Origin of the sequence: Rhodococcus sp. WWJCD1 (assembly GCF_002258735.1) — a bacterium.
GTDB lineage: Bacteria > Actinomycetota > Actinomycetes > Mycobacteriales > Mycobacteriaceae > Rhodococcoides.
This window is the reverse complement of record NZ_NOXY01000005.1, coordinates 100,384-118,130: the sequence shown is the minus strand read 5'-3', so window position 1 is coordinate 118,130 and position 17,747 is coordinate 100,384. Positions and strand designations below refer to the sequence as shown.

At 63.8% G+C, this 17,747-nt stretch carries 19 protein-coding genes; 10 read left to right on the top strand and 9 right to left on the bottom strand.

Features of this window, described 5'->3' with window-relative positions; translation table 11 throughout:
* Positions 1-8: 8 nt before the first annotated feature.
* From mqo to CH286_RS02255, 4 genes are all read left to right on the top strand, one after another.
* On the top strand, positions 9-1,490 hold the full coding sequence (mqo, locus tag CH286_RS02270; protein ID WP_094608216.1) for a malate dehydrogenase (quinone): 1,482 nt from the start codon (positions 9-11) through the stop codon (positions 1,488-1,490).
* 13 nt (positions 1,491-1,503) lie between these two features.
* Complete coding sequence (locus CH286_RS02265) at positions 1,504-2,190, top strand: FadR/GntR family transcriptional regulator (protein ID WP_141215778.1); 687 nt, start codon at positions 1,504-1,506, stop codon at positions 2,188-2,190.
* Positions 2,191-2,294: 104 nt separating this feature from the next.
* A complete protein-coding gene (locus tag CH286_RS02260) occupies positions 2,295-3,752 on the top strand; it encodes an MFS transporter (protein WP_094608214.1) in 1,458 nt (485 codons plus the stop codon).
* Positions 3,753-3,766: 14 nt separating this feature from the next.
* On the top strand, positions 3,767-4,336 hold the full coding sequence (locus CH286_RS02255; RefSeq protein ID WP_242640322.1) for a TetR/AcrR family transcriptional regulator: 570 nt from the start codon (positions 3,767-3,769) through the stop codon (positions 4,334-4,336).
* Between the two features lie 25 nt (positions 4,337-4,361).
* Here the strand turns inward: CH286_RS02255 and CH286_RS02250 are convergent, their stop codons facing one another.
* From CH286_RS02250 to CH286_RS28365, 4 genes are all read right to left on the bottom strand, one after another.
* Entirely contained in the window at positions 4,362-4,883 is a 522-nt protein-coding gene (locus CH286_RS02250) for a Gfo/Idh/MocA family protein (protein WP_141215777.1), read from the bottom strand.
* Between the two features lie 593 nt (positions 4,884-5,476).
* Entirely contained in the window at positions 5,477-6,658 is a 1,182-nt protein-coding gene (locus CH286_RS02245) for a lipase family protein (RefSeq protein ID WP_094608213.1), read from the bottom strand.
* A gap of 259 nt (positions 6,659-6,917) precedes the next feature.
* On the bottom strand, positions 6,918-7,145 hold the full coding sequence (locus tag CH286_RS28370) for a hypothetical protein (RefSeq protein WP_329955192.1): 228 nt from the start codon (positions 7,143-7,145) through the stop codon (positions 6,918-6,920).
* Between the two features lie 224 nt (positions 7,146-7,369).
* Positions 7,370-7,774: an alpha/beta fold hydrolase gene (locus CH286_RS28365; protein WP_369597533.1), complete on the bottom strand. Its 405-nt coding sequence runs from the start codon at positions 7,772-7,774 to the stop codon at positions 7,370-7,372.
* A gap of 285 nt (positions 7,775-8,059) precedes the next feature.
* Between CH286_RS28365 and CH286_RS02235 the strand changes: the two genes are divergently transcribed.
* On the top strand, positions 8,060-9,535 hold the full coding sequence (locus CH286_RS02235) for an MFS transporter (RefSeq protein WP_094608212.1): 1,476 nt from the start codon (positions 8,060-8,062) through the stop codon (positions 9,533-9,535).
* A 148-nt stretch (positions 9,536-9,683) separates the two neighbouring features.
* On the opposite strand, the gene CH286_RS02230 is transcribed toward CH286_RS02235, so the two are convergent.
* Complete coding sequence (locus CH286_RS02230; protein ID WP_255182542.1) at positions 9,684-10,154, bottom strand: EVE domain-containing protein; 471 nt, start codon at positions 10,152-10,154, stop codon at positions 9,684-9,686.
* Complete coding sequence (locus tag CH286_RS02225; RefSeq protein ID WP_037176283.1) at positions 10,147-10,515, bottom strand: VOC family protein; 369 nt, start codon at positions 10,513-10,515, stop codon at positions 10,147-10,149. Before CH286_RS02225 ends, CH286_RS02230 begins: the two co-directional genes overlap by 8 nt.
* 62 nt (positions 10,516-10,577) lie before the next feature.
* Between CH286_RS02225 and CH286_RS02220 the strand changes: the two genes are divergently transcribed.
* A complete protein-coding gene (locus CH286_RS02220; protein ID WP_094608211.1) occupies positions 10,578-11,030 on the top strand; it encodes a MarR family winged helix-turn-helix transcriptional regulator in 453 nt (150 codons plus the stop codon).
* A 43-nt stretch (positions 11,031-11,073) separates the two neighbouring features.
* Here CH286_RS02220 and CH286_RS02215 read toward each other — a convergent pair whose 3' ends face one another.
* Positions 11,074-11,850, bottom strand: a complete 777-nt coding sequence (locus CH286_RS02215; RefSeq protein ID WP_094608210.1) for an alpha/beta fold hydrolase — start codon at positions 11,848-11,850, stop codon at positions 11,074-11,076.
* Between the two features lie 50 nt (positions 11,851-11,900).
* Here CH286_RS02215 and CH286_RS02210 point away from each other — a divergent pair, with 50 nt between their 5' ends.
* Both CH286_RS02210 and CH286_RS02205 read left to right on the top strand, forming a co-directional pair.
* Positions 11,901-12,314 (top strand): MarR family winged helix-turn-helix transcriptional regulator, encoded by a 414-nt coding sequence (locus tag CH286_RS02210; RefSeq protein ID WP_094608209.1) that lies wholly within the window; start codon positions 11,901-11,903, stop codon positions 12,312-12,314.
* Positions 12,315-12,400: 86 nt separating this feature from the next.
* A complete protein-coding gene (locus CH286_RS02205) occupies positions 12,401-12,691 on the top strand; it encodes a hypothetical protein (RefSeq protein ID WP_217902896.1) in 291 nt (96 codons plus the stop codon).
* On the opposite strand, the gene CH286_RS02200 is transcribed toward CH286_RS02205, so the two are convergent.
* Both CH286_RS02200 and CH286_RS02195 read right to left on the bottom strand, forming a co-directional pair.
* Complete coding sequence (locus tag CH286_RS02200) at positions 12,678-13,871, bottom strand: PrsW family intramembrane metalloprotease (protein ID WP_094608208.1); 1,194 nt, start codon at positions 13,869-13,871, stop codon at positions 12,678-12,680. The genes CH286_RS02205 and CH286_RS02200 overlap by 14 nt on opposite strands.
* On the bottom strand, positions 13,868-14,494 hold the full coding sequence (locus CH286_RS02195) for a hypothetical protein (protein ID WP_141215776.1): 627 nt from the start codon (positions 14,492-14,494) through the stop codon (positions 13,868-13,870). Before CH286_RS02195 ends, CH286_RS02200 begins: the two co-directional genes overlap by 4 nt.
* Before the next feature lie 481 nt (positions 14,495-14,975).
* Between CH286_RS02195 and CH286_RS02190 the strand changes: the two genes are divergently transcribed.
* On the top strand, positions 14,976-15,275 hold the full coding sequence (locus tag CH286_RS02190) for a hypothetical protein (RefSeq protein WP_141215775.1): 300 nt from the start codon (positions 14,976-14,978) through the stop codon (positions 15,273-15,275).
* 9 nt (positions 15,276-15,284) lie between these two features.
* Complete coding sequence (locus tag CH286_RS02185; RefSeq protein WP_094608205.1) at positions 15,285-17,738, top strand: excinuclease ABC subunit UvrA; 2,454 nt, start codon at positions 15,285-15,287, stop codon at positions 17,736-17,738.
* Positions 17,739-17,747: the final 9 nt, after the last annotated feature.

Sequence of the window (17,747 nt, the reverse complement as noted above, 5' to 3'; positions counted from 1 at the left end):
CAGGTTGGATGGGTCGACGCCCATTCGGAGAAGGGGCGTGTCCTGTGGACTACGACGTGGTTTTGGTCGGTGGCGGAATCATGAGCGCCACACTGGGAATGTTGCTGCGCAAGGTTGCCCCGGAGTTGTCGATTCTCGTGTTGGAGCGATTGGACGGACTCGGTCTCGAAAGCTCGTCTGGTTGGAACAACGCGGGGACGGGGCATGCCGGCCTGTGCGAGTTCAACTACACGCCGTTGAACGCCGACGGAACGATCGACGTCAGCAGTGCGGTGACGGTCGGTGAGCAGTTTCAGGCCTCGAAACAGTTCTGGGCCACGCTCGTGCGCGATGGAATGCTCGGTGAGCCCGAGGATTTCATTCGCACCGTGCCGCACTTCGGATTCGCGCACGGCGCGGACGGTATCGAACACCTTCGCCTGCGTCATGAAGCGCTGCAAGGCAATCCGCTCTTCGACGGAATGACGATGACCCGGGATCGGGACCAGATGTCCGAGTGGCTCCCGCTGATGTTCGACGGCCGGTCGCCGAGGGGCGAGGTTGCTCTCTGTCGCAGTGGCGGAGGCACCGACGTCGACTACGGGGTGATCACCCGGCGGCTGTACGAGGGTTTGGCAGGCCAGGGCGCAGACATCCGAACTGGCCAGGATGTACGTTCGCTGAGTCGTTCGCGCACCGGCTGGGACCTGAAGGTGCGAGATATCGCCGGCGACCGAACCTATGGTGTGCACGGTGCATTCGTGTTCCTGGGTGCAGGCGGCGGCACGTTGCCCCTGCTGCAGCGGGCGGGCGTCGACGGCATCAGTGACTACGGCGGATTCCCGATCAGTGGGCAGTTCCTACGGACAGATGCGGCACATCTGGTGGCCGGCCATCACGCCAAGGTCTATGGTCACGCCGAACCGGGTGCGCCCGCCATCTCCGTACCGCACCTCGACACGCGGGTCGTGGACGGCCGCAGATACCTCATGTTCGGTCCGTTCGCGGCATTCTCGCCGCGGTTTCTCAGGCGTGGAGGCTTGATGGATCTGCCCAGATCGGTGACGCCGCAGAATTGGACGACCTACGCCGGTGCGGGGATCCACAACCGAGAGATGGTCCGATACCTCGTCGGTCAGTTGGCGATGTCGCAGGACGCACGCATCCGTTCTCTTCGGCGGTTCGTCCCTACTGCGGAGGCCGCGGACTGGCAGTTGGCGACGGCCGGGCAACGGGTGCAGGTCGTCAAACGCATCGGGGGCCGCGGAGCCATCGCCGGATTCGGAACGGAAATCGTCACCCCGCGTGAGGGGCGACTCGCTGCACTGCTCGGGGCGTCGCCTGGAGCGTCCGCGTCGGCCTCGATCATGCTCGATGTACTCGAACGAAGCTTTCCTGACCGCATGATCGGATGGCGCGACGCGCTCGACGACGTGGTTCCCGGCGTCGGGTCTCGGGTCGTCGACGGGGCCGACGGGGTGTTGAAACTGTTCGATCCGGCTCGACAGTGAGAGTGTGTCGATCGTGATCGAAAACGAGGCAGGCGGACTGACGGATCGTGTCGAGAGCGAGCTTCGACGCTGCATCAGCGACGAAGTGTGGCCTCAGGGCTCTCTGATTCCGTCCGAGAACGAACTCGCGTCCACTCATGGTGTCAGCAGGACGGTTGTGCGCGAGGCGATTTCGAGACTGCGCACAGCTGGGTTGGTCCAGACCCGAAAGGGCAGGGGATCGGTCGTGCTCGCCAAACCTCCTTCCGGTGATTTCGGTCGGTCGCTGGAATCGGTACACAACCGGGCCGACCGTGTCCATTTGCTCGAACTTCGACGGGCTGTGGAAGTGGAGGCGGCCGCTCTCGCAGCAACGCGGCGTACCGACGGCGCGGTGGCCTCTCTCGACGCGTCTCTCGATGCGTCCATCGCTGCCCCGGTCGACGCAAGTGATGCGGTGGCGGCCGACTTCGTGTTCCACCGAGCCGTCGCACTCGCGTCGAACAATCGCTTTCTGCTCGAGGTGCTCGACAGCCTCGGAGCCGCGGTCATCACGCGACCGTACGTCGGTGAAGACGGGCAGGACAGCGCACACCAACGCAGGGTTCTCGACGAGCATCACCGAATCCGCGACGCCATCGCGGCCGGTGATCCCATGGGAGCGGCCGCGGCCATGCGGACGCACCTCGATGCCTCGCTCGTCAGACTCGAACGCTCCTGACGGGCGTCCGAGGGAGGGCGTATCGAAGATGCGTGGGCCGTACAACTACGCTATCGTCGTGCCAACCGGACCCGTGGGTCCACTTAGTAAAGGGTGGGTAAGACATGGCGGCATCGGCCGAGGTACGTCCACAACGGGCTGAACCATCGACATTGACCATCACGTTGGTGCTGGCGCTTGCTGCAGCAGCCTTCGCGCTGGCGCAGACGACGGTCGTTCCGGCTATCGGCGATCTGGCGACGTCGCTCGACACCTCGTCGGCAAATGTGGCGTGGGTACTGACGGGTTACCTCATCTCGGCGGCGATCATGACTCCTGTGGTCGGCCGGCTCGGGGACATGTACGGCAAGCGCAGACTGATCCTGATCGTCCTGGTCGTCTTCACTGCGGCGAGTGTCGTTGCAGCGCTTGCGCCGAACGTCTGGGTTCTGGTCGCTGCGCGGGTGGTTCAAGGCGTCGGCGGCGGTCTGTTTCCGCTGTGCTTCGGCATCATCGGCGACGTTCTCGACCGAAAAGCGCGCGCTGCCGCGCTCGGGCTGATCTCGGCCATCGCCGGATTGGGGGCCGGCTTGGGTCTGCTCCTCGGCGGTCTGCTCGTCGATCATGCCTCCTGGCACTGGATCTTCTGGTCGGGCGCGATCCTTTCCGGTCTGGCTGCCGCCGGATCTTTGCTCTTGCCCGCGACCGGACCGAAAAATGTGGGACGAGTGGACTTCGTCGGACTTGTTCTGCTTGCGATCGGTCTCACGGCCCCGCTGCTCGCGCTCAACAAGGGATCGACGTGGGGGTGGACGTCAGCGTCGACGCTGGGATTGGCGATTGCCGGGCTCGCTGTACTTGCTGCTTTCGTCTTTGTTGAGACCAAGGTCGCCGACCCGCTGGTCGACGTGCGGGCACTTGCGAGACCGATCGTTGCCGTCACCAACCTCGCCACTCTTCTGATCGGTGCGAGCATGTTCGGGATCTTCGTGCTGATCCCGCAGATCTCGCAGCTGCCCGAGCAATCGGGCTACGGCTTCGGTCTCGATGCCACCGGTTCCGGTCTCGTACTTTTGCCAGGCTGTCTCGGAATGCTCGTCGCGGGCGCTCTGGCAGGACGCCTCATCGGAAGGTTTGGCGGCAAGCTCGCGCTACTGATCGGAACCGTTGTCACCACAGTCGGTCTGGCGTTGCTCGGTTTCGATCACAGCGGCCAGGCGCAGGTCATCGCCTTCTCGACGATTGTCCTGTTTGGCGTCGGGATGAGCCTGTCGGCAATGCCGAACTTGATCATCGACAACACACCCGCAGAAGAACGCGGTCAGGCAACAGGGATGAACGTGCTGTTCAGGTCGCTGGGAACTGCCATCGGATCGCAGGTCGTTGCCACGATCATCGCCGGGAGCGTCGGCGATGGCAGTCCCTTGCCCAAGGACAGCGCATTCACGACGTCGTTCTGGTTGGCTGCAGGGGCATCGATCATCGCCCTGATCGTCAGTGCGGCGCTGCCGAAATCACGCACCGTCGACACCGACGTTTCCGGTGTCGATACCGACGTCGAGGGCGCGACCCCAGTGCGGTGATGCACACTGAAGTAGTGACAACCACCGCGAACTCCGGACCGCCTGCCGACTGGTCGGACAGGCGGTCCGACGCGCGGGCGAACCACGAGCGGATCCTCGCGGCGGCCGTGGAGTTGTTCGCGGAAAAAGGTGTCAGCGCCACGATTCCGCAGATCGCCAGTCGGGCCGGGGTCGGAAAAGCAACTGTGTACCGCAGCTACCCGACCAAAAAAGACCTCGTCGCTGCGGTCGCAGCATTCCAACTCGAATGGCTCGGACGGTACATCGATCAGGCAGCAGAGAATCTCGACGATCCGTACGAGACACTGCGAATCATGTTCCGGGACATCGTCGACAGACTGGCTCGCGACCGCTCACTCGCGGAGGCGCTGCCTGGAAGGGCCGAGGACAGCGAGCCCCTTGCGCGCATCATCGCGGAGGGGCAACGCCGTGGCAGTGTGCGAGAGGGAGTGACCACGCAGGACATCCGCGTGATGCTCGGGGGCGTGTCGCGAGTGTTGTTCGAAGCAGATGAGCACGACCCCCAGACCTGGCGCCGCTACGCCGACCTCATTCACAACGCAATCACGCTGTCTCCGAGATGATCTCGTCGAGCGCCACTTCGTACTCTCAGCGCAACTTCAGACCCGCTGCGGTGTAGGCAGCGTCGATGAAGGCCATGTTCGCGACCGCGTCGTCCGGACCGATCGCAAGTGCGGTGCCGCCGGCCAGGTGATCCGCGAACGCGTCGAGCTGGTATGTGTAGGTCGAGCGCAAGCCCAGATGTTCGACCGTCGTCCCATCCTCGGTGGTGACGAGTACCCGGTCGTCGCCGTATTGCAGGGCGTAGTCCGGTGCGTACACCTCGCCGCGATCACCTACCAGTCGCAACGTCATCTCGACATGATCTGCCACCATCGAGCTCGAGACGGAACCGGTTACCCTGCTCGGGAACTCGACCTCGAGATCGAACGACTCGTCCACCTGCCTCGACCGCTCGACACCGCGTGCGCCTGAAAGCGTCGGCTCGCCTCCAGCGACCCGATTACTCAGCTGACGCAGAGCATGAATTCTGTAGCACCCCATGTCCATGACCGCACTTCGGCCGAGTTCGTAACTCCATCGCGGATCAGCCGATGCGGGCGCGGCCATCTGCATCACTACCTCGGTTCGGCGGGATGGATTCCAGATCGGCTGTCATCCAGGCGTTTGCGGCAATGAAGGTCAACTCCGGAAGGACAATCCAGATGATTCAGACGTCTAAATCTTTGTTCCGTGTCCTGTGGCCCCCGGCAGCGAAATCCCGGCCGTACAACGACAGTGACGAAACTTGCCGGCTCGACGTCGAAGCGAGGTGGGGTCACACAGACTCACCTGCCTAGTGACGCCAGGGCGACGTCTATCTGCGACGAACGAGTCTCGTTGTCGCGAGTCCGCACAGAGTGTTGATGCGGTGTGGCGCGCTCGTCCACCGGAGACTGTAGATGTCCGCGACTGATCACGACTGTCCGGTGCCGGAGCACCGGCGCTAGTACGATGTCACGAGGGTGTCACAAGTCGGTACGATCGAACATGGACTCGTTCGGACGGTGATGTACGAAAACCGTTGTAAATAAACAAATATCGAGTCCAGGGACGTTCAGGTGAATCCACTTCTAGGGACTTAAAATCCGCACAGTGTCGGTTCGAGTCCGACTGGGGGCACCAGAATTCCTCAGGTCACAGCGCTATCACGCCTCGGTGAGCTAACCCGAACCGTTGATCGCGAATTGCCCTGCGGTCCAACGCAAAACGAACGGAAGTCCAGTCATGGCACCGATGAAGTGGTCGCCCGCCACGGGCTCGTAGTGCACGTCGGCACCCTTGGTGCGCCACTGCTCGATCAGGGCAGTCACGCCGGCCTCGGGGATGAAGCGATCGCCGATCCACTTGCTCTCGGAACCGTGGAAGAACGCGACCGGTGCCGACGGCGCTTCGGCACCCGGACGGTTCGCGGCGATCACCCGCCGCGCGATGTCGGAGTCGAACGGGTCGGGCTCGGACGCCAAGTCCTCGATTCGCATGCGTGCCAACCCGCCCAAGGCCAGGGGGAGGACGGACATGTCCTTGACCCAGGACGCCAACAGTAGCGCCTTCGGGCCGAACAGCTCGACCATCTCGGGGTGCTCACGCGCGAGACCCATGCTCGCCGCACCCAGCAGGCCGGCCGCGATGGTGCCGTTCATGGTGTCCAGCAGCATCGAGAAGTCGGTGGGTGTTCCACCGGCGACGGCGCCCACCAACCTCACGTCCGGCGCGTACCTCGGCTGCAGTTGTGCCGTCCACGTGGTGGCGATCGCGCCTCCGCTATAGCCGTAGGCCACCACTGGGCTGTCGGCGAGCTCCGGGGCGACGACCGCCATCCCGCGTAACGAGTCCAGGACGGCATGCCCGGCCATCGTGCCTTCGGAGTACGACATCCGCGGGCCTTGGTGATCGGCGACGAGGACGGCGTATCCGCGGGCGAGCCAGAGCGGCATCACCGGCGGGAGGTCGGCACCGACACCGTGCACGAGCCGGTACGACGGCGTGCTCTTGGCTCCGAGAGAATCGATGGCCACGTTGTGGGCGACGACGGGCCGCGGTCCGCGGCCGGTCCACGGCCGCCTCGGGATCAGCAGCGAGGCGGTGACGCCGGCGGGGAGACCCCGCGCGTCGGTCGATCGCACCATGAACTGATGCAGGGCGGTTCGCGGCCGAGGCACCAGACCGCGAGTCGTGCGCTGCCGGATCACCGCACCGGGCGCGAGGTCCTCGATGCCGGGAGGGGTGAGGAAGAAGGCGTCGTTGTCGATCGGGGTCGGAAGGATCGCGGCATGGGGATCGTCCGGAGGCTCCAGAGGCAGTCGTCGAGTCAATACGCGATCGAGCACACCGAACAGAGCCATGATCCCCCGACATTCTTCTCGAACCGTATCCATCCCCGCGGTCACCGTACAGTGCGAGGTGGTCGGAGAACGCAAAAATGGGGACGTCCCCGCGGGTCACACCCGCGGCCCCTGGTTCCCTTGGAATTCGCACAGTGTCGGTTCGAGTCCGACTGGGGCATCGAAGTTCCTACGAATCCAGCGTTGTGAACAAGAACAGCGGGTTCCCGCCCTCTCGATCGCTGCCCAGATACAGCTGGCGGTGATCAGACAACATGTGTCAACGTAGGGCGGTCAGCAGCACGGCATCGAGTTCCCCGGCCGGGAGCATCGGCAGCATGTGGTGGCTGCAGCCGGTCAGGACGACGGTGTGTGCGTTCGGGAGAACTTTCCCAACAGCTTCGGCAACACGAGAACCGTTGTGCACCTTACTCTCACCGGCAAAGACGACGGTGACGTCCGCGGACAGCGTCGCCCATCGACCTCCCTTGGGGCGGCGAGGAACCACTGGTTTCGCCGACGGGAGTCGGTGCCTCGCTCTGTGAGGTCGAGCCAGTCGGCGTCGCGCTGCGAATTCTGCGTTTCCCACCGGATCAGAGAACGCATCCGTTCGCGAGTCGGTCGCACCAGAAGTGGCACCGCGCGCAGAAAATACGCCAGCCGCATGCCGACGAAACACGAAGGGGGATCCAGCAGGACGAGCGCGCCGACGCGCTCCGGTCGGTGCAGCGCCTATGCGAGCGCCACCGTTGCCCCGTACCCATGTCCGACCATCGAAGTTCGCGTGGCAACGAGTGTTTCGAGGACTTGATCGAGCCAGGACATCAGGTTATCGACCGTGCGGATCGTTTTCGGACCGACCACGCTTCGTCCGGGGTCACCCATCGGCTCGATTGCGAAGACCCGGTTCTCCCGGGCCAGGGCCGCGACGTTGGCGAACCAGACGGTCGAGGTTGATCCGCCACCGGGCAGCAGCACCACCGGAGGTCCGTCGGCGGGTCCGGAGGCGTTGACTCGGGTTGTGCCGTAGTTGGATTCGACGTCGATGGTGTCGATGGGCAGCGGCCACTTCCCCAGCACGCGGTCGTAGGCCGAAAAGAATCTCTCAGCTGCGGTGCTATCAGAGAACCTACTCACCGAACCTCCTAAGTGTCTCGATAGTCGAGATATTAGATCATCGTGATAGTTGTGTGCACCGGCCACGCGCGCTCACATCGAATCGCCGAATCTGGTGGTCCGGTAGCCGGCTGGTTTTGGACCCCGGTCGGGGCGGAAATCCGGAACATTCCAGCAACGAAGTCGGGCTCCCCTCGCTTGCTGCTGCCTGTTAGAGTCGGATTACCGGAAGTAAAAGCGAGGGCTGTCAGCCCCGTTCATACGCCGCTCACCGAGCTGCCACTTCTCCTTTGGATGGAGACGTGTATGAGCCTGAAAAATGAGCGACCAGCCAACACAGATGAGGCGCAGGCCTCTTCGACGCGGCACCGTCCGCAGACTTTGAAAGCCGCCGCGGTAGCACTGGCCGGCCTTTCTGCAGTGTTTCTTTTCGAGATGCTCGACAACTCGATCCTCAACGTTGCCCTTCCTACCATCGGGCGTGAACTCGGTGCGTCGACCACCGCGCTGCAGTGGGTCTCCGGCGTGTACGCGGTCGTGTTCGGGGGACTGATGTTGCTGTTCAGTGCCATCGCAGACCGATTCGGGCGACGTCGAATGATGTTGAGCGGCCTGGTATTACTGGCGGTTGCCAGCGCGGCTACGTCCGTCGTCGAGACTCCCGAGCAGCTCATCGCAGTGCGTGCCGCGATGGGTGTCGCGGCGGCCATGACCACCCCCGGCTCCATGGCGCTCGCGTTCCGGCTCTTCGGTGAGGAGTCCTTACGCGTTCGAGCCCTCACCCTGATATCGACAGTCGGTCTGGTCGGGTTGGCGATCGGACCGACCGCAGGAGGCTTCGTTCTCGCTTTCGCGCCCTGGCAGGTCCTGCTTGTGATCAACGTACCCATTGCGATTCTCGCGTTCATCGGAATCCGCGTGGGCGTCATGAAAGACCTTCCCGAGGAGTTGCACCGCGACCCCCTCGATGTCGTTGGGGCGTTTTTCGGGACGGCCACCATCGTCCTGGCGCTCGTCGCGCCGACCCTGTTCGTCGAGGTGGGTCCCGAATCATGGACGCCGTGGGCAGCAACTACCGGAACCCTTGCTGCGGCAACGCTGTTCGTCGTCCGCGCTCGCACGGCAAGGTACCCGCTCTTGGACCTGAAGCTCGTCGCGCTTCCCCTCGTGTCCAGCGGTCTCGCCTACAAAGCCGCGTCCGGTCTCGCCATCGCCGGCCTCGGCTACATGGTCACACTGCAGCTGCAGCTCGCATGGGGATGGTCGCCGGCCCTCGCATCGATAGGGATGCTCCCTCAGGTCGTTGTGCTGCTCGTGGGCGGCCGACTCGTCGCGCCGTTCCTGCGACGAGTGGGGATGAACCACGCCGCCTGGATGAGCGCGGCGGCGGTGGTGCTGGGGCTGGCCGTCTTCGCCGTTGGTAGCCGATACGGGTATGTCTGGGTCGCTTTTGCTCTCGTCCTCGTCGCGGTAGGTATGCGCATAGTCGGTGTCGTCGCAGGTACCAACGTCATGGCAGGTCTCCCGGAGAGCCGCACCACCATCGGGGCCGCCATGGTCGACACATCGAGTCAGGTCGCTACCGGCGTCGGGATCACCGTCACCGGCACCATCCTCGCCGCTCTCTTCACGGGCAACATCTCGAGTACTACGTGGAGCGCCGAGCAAGCGGCCTCGTTCCAAACCGGAGTGACCGTAGCGGGGTTCGTCATCACGGCGGCGGCTGCAGCGCTGGTGCTGCTCGGCATGACCCGGGCGCGGTCAGGCCTTGGCGGACTCTGATCGCTCAGGGAGATATCAATCGAGGCGCGCGGACTTGGTTGCTTTGCTCGCCGAGTCGGCTGTGAGCATGGTGGCCGTTGTGACGTCTCCATCCACGTTGGCGGTGTGACGTGGTTGTGGAGAGGTCAGCGGCGCATCCGGGCACAGATCATCGAAAAGTCTTCTCGGGGAATGGTGAACAGTCCGCGACGAAAGGGAAGACCCCAGTGGGCAGCGTCTGGAATGAACGACAGTCGATCGACAAGCGGTCGTGCGTCCACGGGTGTGCAGGGGTGAACGTGGCGGCCAGTCTCCACGGCCGGAAGTTCTCGGTGATGTCGACTCGATAGGGCTCGTCCCCGGTGATGGTCGCCCATGCTGTGAATTGTCGGACGGGAGTACCGTTCTGGAGGCTCGTGCGGGGGGAGTAGAAGATCATTTCGTCGCCCGGCCGAGGTCGACCGAGACGCGTTCTCGCGCCGTGATCGGCCTGCGTGAAGCCACCCTTGGTGGCTGCCTCGACGTGGTCCAGGCTGACGGTGTTGATCCAGAACCGCTGCTCCGGCTTGTCCGTGGCGGGCCTCGGGCGGGTCTTCGGGGGCGTGTGGCTCGTCATGATCTTCGTGCGCGGTTCAGGCACGGTCGTGGAGGGTGATGTGATAGCCGTCGGGGTCGGCGAATGTGAACGTGCGGCCGAAGGGTCCGTCGATCGGCGCGGAGACGATCGTCTTGCCATCGGCGACGAGGGCATCATGGATGGCCTGAACATCTGTGGCGTGCAACCAGATTGCCGCACCGATGCCGGGCTGCGGGGTGGACGCGATGTCGGTGCCGGGGATGACGTCGCGGAGCGCGAATGCGATCGGGGACGTCTCGAAAACGACGGCGTGAGGCGGGCCGGCCTGCGAACGCACGAGACCGAGGTAGTGCTCGTAGAACGACTGCGATGCGGCGAGGTCGGTTGCTTGGAGGTTGATGAAGTCGGGTCCGGTGACAGCCATGGTGATGCTCCGTTTCGTTTGTCAGTTTGTTGACACACATCAAGCTATGTCAAACTACTGACATGAGTCAAGCGGATGAGGGTATCGACTTGAAGACGTCTCTGGGATACCAACTGAAGGAGGCTTCCAGTGCGCTTCGTGCCGCTATGGAAGCGGCCCTTCGGCCCCTCGGGATGACGGTGACCCACTACTCGTGCCTCGAGCTTCTGTCGCAACGTCCGGGCCTGTCGAATTCGGATCTGGCACGGGGCACCTTTGTCACGCGGCAGGCGATGAATGTTCTCCTGCAGTCACTCGAACGCGACGGATATGTAAGTCGGCCCGCTCGAGCACCCGTCGGCAAGGCCCTGCCCACCAGTCTCACTGCCGCCGGGCGACGGAGATTGGCCCGGGCGACGGTGGCCGTCAGGGCAATCGAGAAGCAGATGCTCGCAGGGTTGTCCGATCAGGACCAGGTCGCGACCCGGCGCATTCTGTCGACCATCATCGAGTCGCTGAACCATCCGAACGGTTGATCAGGGCGGCTCTTCGACGGCCCGCGCATTGTCCGATGAACTTTCAGATGTCCGCCAGGAACGGATCGATAGCCGTCCAGGTCGCGTCCGGCGCTTCCAAGTGGGGCAGGTGTCCGGCGTGGGCGATTTCGACGAACTGCGCGCCGGAGATCGCGTCGGCGATGGCCCGTCCGTAGGCCGGTGTGACAATTCGGTCGCTCTCTCCCCACACCACGAGCGTCGGCACTGTGATTGCGTCGAGCCGCGCCATCAGAGTCGGATCGCTCATGTTCCTGCCCGCCAGGGTTTCCATGGTGTTCCTATTTGCCAACTGCATCGCTCGCTGTTCATCGGTGAAAGTGCCGGGGTCGATGTATCCACGGTGCGGGTCGTGCCATGCGGCGTCGGCAAGTTCGCGAGCGTCGAGGGCGAAGAAATCCGCGACAGGTTCTCCGTCCACGATCGCTCCGACGCCGTCGATGACGACCACTGCTCCGATCGATGTTCGGTACTGCTCGGCACGGGCGGCCTGCACTGCCATTTCCAGGGCGATCCACCCGCCGATGGAGGACCCGATCACCACGACGTCGGTGTACCCGCGCTCGCGCAAGAGGGCGAGGTAACCGGCGGCGAGTTGCGCGATCGAGGTGATGTTGTCCGGACGGTCGGTGCCGTCCCAGCCAGGATGGGTGGGTGTCAGCACGTGCCGGTGGAGCGCGACGTGTCCGGCTAGGGGAGCAACGGTTCCAGGTCCGCCGCCGCCGTGCAGTACCAGCGCGGTTCGTGACCGAAGGTGAGCGGTCGAGGCGACGGGGAAGTCGATCGGCAACGATGCGTTCATGATTCTCCTGTATCAATATGTTTATATAATGATATTGATACGGTAGCACCATGGCTACCGATCTCGAAGTCCTCGGACAGGCAATCAAGCGCGCGCAGTATCGAAATCACCGCGCGATGGACGCTGCTCTACGCGAGATAGGTGTCAGCCTCGTGCAGTGGGATGCGCTGCGCGCGATCGATCGCATGCCGGGTGCCTCCGGGCACGAGCTCGCTGTGACGACCTTTCAGAGCGATCAGGCATTCGGGACTTTGGCGGGCAGGCTCGAAGAGCGAGGGCTCATCAGACGCTCCTCGGGCCGCGGACGCCGGGTGGAACACGTCCTGACCGACGCGGGAGTGCGCGCACTCACGGAAGGTCGACAGCTGACGCGCGAAACGCTGGAAGGCCTCTTCGCGCCACTCGGTGAAGTGCAACGCCGCGAACTACTTCGGACTCTTCGCAATCTCACCGAAGAGCCTTGAGTTGGACGGTCTCGAGTGCCGCTGCGGCGGTCAGCGAGGCGAACTCCGCTCCGTGTGCTCCCAGTGACCGTACGGTCCTTACCCTCATGCGGCTGCAGGACGAGACCGAGCATCCGCACTGGATGCCGCAACGCGAGTACGACAGTCCCTTCGGGGTGGACGTGCCTGTGATCGTCGCCTATCACGGTTACCCATGGCTCATCTATTGTCCGACCTACCGCCGAGCCAACAACACGCATCCTCACGTGTGTGACTACAAGGAGGAGGGAATGACCACCACGCCCTTCGGCATGGTGACGATGAATGACATGGACCGTCTCCATCGACGTCATCGACCGCACACCGGTTCTGTTCGGTTGTCGGTCAGCCGGCCTTGACGCGCAGACGCTCGACCTCCGAGCGAGAGTGACGCACGGCCTCGGTGTCGGCTCCTTTCCCGCTGGCAAGGTCGTGGGCGAGGTCGAGAATCGCGCGCCGAAGATGCTTGCGTGCTCGACGGGACTTGTGATGGGGCGCGGACTTGATGAACGCCTTACGCGCCTTCTTCTCCAGGATGCCGTCCACCTCTGCGTCGGTCACGGTCCCCGCTTCGACCTCGGGGGCGAGGATGTCGCGGACGAACTGGTACTCGCGCGGCGCTGCTCGTCGAAACGCGATGGTCAGCACGGTGAACCCGAGCACGATGGAGCCGATCATGACGGGGAAGGTCAAGATGCCACCCATACCGAGGCCGGTGGCGTCGTCCCAGGTGAAGTGCAGGAACATGCCGAACAAGACGAATGCCAGGCCGCGCCCGATCCGGCGTGGCTGGGCCGCGGTGCCGATGATGTAGATGACACCCGTACAGACGAGGGCACTGAAGAGCGGATGGGAAACGAAGCTGACCGCGATGCGGGTGAACGACATCTGCACTGCCTGACCGACCGGATCGGTACCGAACGCCCGGGCAGTGGAGTTGGCCGCGTACAGAAAATCCTCGAAGACCGCGAATCCGAGTCCGAGGAACGCGCCGACTATCAGACCGTCGTTCGCGGTCCGAATCAATCGCGGGGCGAGGCCCATGAGGAGGATGAATCCGCAGAGTTTGGCGGCCTCTTCGGTGATCGGTGCAGTAGCACCGGCTGCCCAGTCGGCGCTCCACACCTGACCGAACAGCTTGGAGTAGATGCCGAGCATCGCGGTGTTCACGGTGTACGCGAACGCGAAGGTTGCCGGGATAGCGCCCCACAGAAGCGCAGCGAGAACGAGGCGGCCTGGCTGGCGCTCCCAACGGTCGATATGACGGAACCAGGCGAACCACGCCAGCCCACACAAACCACACAGTATTGCCGAGATCGCGAAAGCGTCGGCGTAGAAACCGGCCGACGGCGCGAAGAACGCCCACGCATGGAACACGCCGATCGCAGTCAAAGCGAGGTAGACCCAGAACGAAAGATTGTGGGGTTGCACGAAGCGGAAACGCTCACCCCAGCCGGAGACCTCGATCGCACGGGCCTGGCGTTGGCGGGCTTCGGAAGACTCGGAGCTGCGCGTGGTGTCGGTACCGGTCTCGCTCATGAGTTGTTCCCGTCTACGGTCCGGATGCTGGCGATCATGGTCTGGATGTCGTCGACGGCTGCGGTCATCTGAGCGGGAGGACCGTAGGCGGTGATTTTCACGCCGGTACCGGAGATGACGAATGCTGCGACCACACCGTCGCCGGTCACACTGCTGTAGGGCTGCGCGACACCCGTCTCGCCCGCCGTCGTGGTGAGAGTGGTCCGGTCGCCGTCGACCCGGAAGGTCGGGTCTTCGGTGCGGGAGGTGACCTTCTCTACCTGGTCCAACAATTCACCGGGAGTGCCGTCGAACGTGTCCGGCGAGACCTGGAAGGTGACGCCCTTCCCGGCGATGGTGGCGTCGCCGGACCTGCGTCCCTGATCTTTTGCCCGAAAGCCCGCTTCGACATCCCAGCCGGTGGCCGGGGTGAAGACGATGGTGTCGGTGATCGCGAGTTGCTCGCCGGCTACCACTGGATCGTCCCAGCCGATGGCTGCATTGACACGTGGCACGAAGATGGTCAGCACTACGAAGACCGCGACGACGAAGAGCGCCGGTGGAAACGTGCGTCGGTCGAGTCCGAGCAGACGATGCTCCGCCGGCACCCGATGTTCTTGGTGCGCAACATGTATCTGTGTCACGGGTACTCCTCGGTGCCGAGTGTTGTTCGTGCACATGGACCTCGTGATCGGTGCAGTCCAACAGGGGTGGAATGAGCAGAGTGGTGCTTGCGGTGCAACAGTGCGCGGTCGTTCGTCACCGAGTTCATTGATATCAAAGGCGCGTGGGTATCCGCTGTCGCTCTGCTCGAAAAAAACTGAAAGTACATTTACTACGAAGAAATCAGAAGTTTGCCCTCGTCGCCAGACGGCATTCGCGATAGCCGCGACATCACGTAATGCAAAAAGTGGTCGGGCGAGGGGAGAGGGCGAAACCAATGTGCCTACATTGCTGTTCCGAGGGATGGTTCCCGGATCTCGAGAAAAGCGCCAGGCAGCAACGTCGTTCTTCGTACGGTGAACGGTACGGCCCGGCCATTGAATATTGGGCCGGACCCGACATGCGACCGACAAGTCAGGTTCCGTGAGAGCAAAGCCCGGGCGGGTGCGCAGGAGTCCGTCGGTGGTGACCGGATTCTCGATGTGGCCCTTGCGGTTTCACGCGGCTCGACGTCAGAAGATGACACCATCGGTGGTACTCGCGATGTCCGAGACGACGTTGTATGCACTGGCGCGCAAGCGATCCGAGGTGTTCGGATCATGGCAGAAATTGGGACTACTCGCCGAGATTCCACGTTCGCACCTGAGCGTGGCGCACAGACGGCGCGGAAACGTTCTTCTTTCGACGTTGACGGATCATGCCCACCCGCCGATGCAGCGCATCCCGCCGCTTCTGTGCCCTCGGGCCGAGGACGCCAGCTAGGCTCGTTCGGTGACGGACTCAACGTGGGACGGGTATGTCCGTGTGCGCGGCGCCACTGAGCACAATCTGGCCGCTGTCGATGTCGACATACCTCGCAATGCCTTCGTCGCGTTCACAGGGGTGTCGGGGTCCGGAAAGTCGTCACTGGCTTTCAGCACCTTGTATGCCGAAGCGCAGCGACGCTACTTCGAGTCGGTTGCGCCATACGCGCGTCGGCTGCTTCAGCAAGTGGGCGCACCCCATGTCGCCTCCATCACCGGCCTTCCACCGGCCGTTGCGCTGCAGCAGCGCCGGGGTTCGCCCAGCTCACGCTCCAGCGTCGGCACCATCACCACCATGTCCAACCTGCTCCGCATGCTGTACTCGCGGGCCGGTAGCTATCCCGATGGTGCGCCGCTGCTCGCGGCGGAGGCGTTTTCACCCAACACGGTCGCCGGCGCGTGCCCGCGATGCGGCGGATTGGGCGACTTCCACGATGTGACAACGGAATTGCTCGTCCCCGACCCCTCGCTCAGTATTCGCGAGGGGGCGATCGCGGCGTGGCCGGGTGCGTGGCAGGGTGCCAACCTGCGCAGCATCGTTGCCGGACTGGGTATCGACATCGACGTGCCGTGGCGCACGCTGAAGAAGAAGGACCGGGAGTGGCTTCTCTTCACCGACGAGCACCCCAAGGTGTGGATCGAACCCGAAGAGGGCCGCGTCGACCACAGCTACGAAGGCAAGTTCTGGAGCGCTCGGAGTCACGTCATGCACGTTCTGGCGGACTCGAACAGCGAGCGGATGCGGGACCGCGCGCTGCAGTTCACCGAGACCGTTCGCTGCCCGATGTGCTCCGGCAGTGGACTGCGCGCCGATGCGCTGGCCGTCACCATCGCGGGCCGCTCGATCGCCGAGATCAATGCACTTTCCTTGACCGAACTAGCGCAGGTGTTGCGCCCGATCGGCGAACAGGAAGGAGAGGGAACCGAGGTGGCGGTACGCATCACCGCCGACCTGCTGGTCAGAATCGATGTGTTGCTCGGCCTGGGCTTGGGATATTTGGCGCTGGGGCGTAGCTCGACGACGCTGTCGCCTGGCGAGACGCAGCGATTGCGGATCGCCACGCAACTCCGTTCCGGTCTCTTCGGGGTGGTCTACGTGCTGGACGAACCTTCCGCAGGACTGCATCCCGCGGATGCCGAGCCACTGCTCGACGTCCTGGACCAGCTGAAGGCGTCGGGCAACTCCCTTTTCGTCGTCGAACACGACATGGACGTGGTTCGCCGCGCCGACTGGGTGGTCGATATCGGTCCCGCGGCCGGCGAGGGCGGTGGACGGGTTCTGTACAGCGGCCCCGTCCCTGGGTTGGAGGAGATCGAGGAATCGGTCACCGGCAGGCACCTCTTCGGTCGGGCGGAATCCGAGCAGCGCGAGGCGCGCCCCACTCAGGACTGGCTGACTCTGACCGGAGTCACCCGGCACAATCTGCAGGAGTTGACGGCGAAGTTCCCACACGCGGTGTTGACGGCAGTGACGGGTGTGTCGGGCTCTGGGAAGTCGACGCTCGTCAGCCAGGTCCTGTTCGAGGTGGCGCGCCACCGACTCGAGACCGCTGCGGACGAGGACGATGACGCGCAGATCGAGGTCGACGTGGCCGAGGTGTCCGGAATCGAGATGTTCACCCGCCTGGTCCGGGTGGATCAACGCCCCATCGGCCGAACCCCCCGATCGACACTGGCCACCTACGTCGGAATGTTCGATATCGTTCGCAAACTGTTTGCCGCCACCGATGAGGCCAAGGCCCGCGGATGGTCACCAGGACGGTTCTCCTTCAACGTCGCCGACGGACGATGCCCCACGTGCCAGGGTGACGGTTTCGTCGAGGTGGAGCTGCTGTTCCTTCCCGGCACCTACGGCCCTTGCCCCACCTGCCATGGTGACCGGTACACCCCGGAAACTCTCGAAATCACCTGGCGCGACAAGACGATTGCCCAGGTATTGCACATGTCGGTGGACGAGGCTGCGATGTTCTTCGCCGATATCGCGGGAGCATCCCGCAGTCTGGAGACCTTGCGCGACATCGGGCTCGGCTACCTTCGGCTCGGTCAACCTGCCACCGAGCTGAGCGGCGGAGAAGCGCAGCGCATCAAGATAGCCACCGAATTGCAGCGCACCCGCCGCGGCACTGCCCTTTATCTGCTGGACGAACCGACGGCAGGGCTGCATCCCTCCGACGTCGCACTGCTCATGCGCCAACTACACCTGCTTGTCGACGCGGGCAACACTGTGGTGATGGTGGAACACGACTTGGATGCCATCGCCTCCGCAGACTGGGTTATCGACCTCGGTCCCGGCGGCGGCGACAACGGGGGCACCGTGGTTGCCACCGGGACGCCCGCCGAAGTGGCGGCGTCTCCGGACAGCATCACGGGACCATATCTGGCCCGACGGCTCCAATCCTCAACTGCCGCTTCGTCTCATTGAGCTTCAGCC

Coding starts and splice junctions, on each gene's coding strand:
- CH286_RS02205 (WP_217902896.1), top strand. CDS start 12,401: ATGCGGCTGCAGGACGAGACCGAGCATCCGCACTGGATGCCGCAACGC.
- CH286_RS02200 (WP_094608208.1), bottom strand. CDS start 13,871: ATGAGCGAGACCGGTACCGACACCACGCGCAGCTCCGAGTCTTCCGAA.
- CH286_RS02250 (WP_141215777.1), bottom strand. CDS start 4,883: ATGGCCGCGCCCGCATCGGCTGATCCGCGATGGAGTTACGAACTCGGC.
- mqo (WP_094608216.1), top strand. CDS start 9: ATGGGTCGACGCCCATTCGGAGAAGGGGCGTGTCCTGTGGACTACGAC.
- CH286_RS02210 (WP_094608209.1), top strand. CDS start 11,901: ATGGCTACCGATCTCGAAGTCCTCGGACAGGCAATCAAGCGCGCGCAG.
- CH286_RS02215 (WP_094608210.1), bottom strand. CDS start 11,850: ATGAACGCATCGTTGCCGATCGACTTCCCCGTCGCCTCGACCGCTCAC.
- CH286_RS02220 (WP_094608211.1), top strand. CDS start 10,578: ATGAGTCAAGCGGATGAGGGTATCGACTTGAAGACGTCTCTGGGATAC.
- CH286_RS02245 (WP_094608213.1), bottom strand. CDS start 6,658: ATGGCTCTGTTCGGTGTGCTCGATCGCGTATTGACTCGACGACTGCCT.
- CH286_RS02235 (WP_094608212.1), top strand. CDS start 8,060: ATGAGCCTGAAAAATGAGCGACCAGCCAACACAGATGAGGCGCAGGCC.
- CH286_RS02225 (WP_037176283.1), bottom strand. CDS start 10,515: ATGGCTGTCACCGGACCCGACTTCATCAACCTCCAAGCAACCGACCTC.
- CH286_RS02260 (WP_094608214.1), top strand. CDS start 2,295: ATGGCGGCATCGGCCGAGGTACGTCCACAACGGGCTGAACCATCGACA.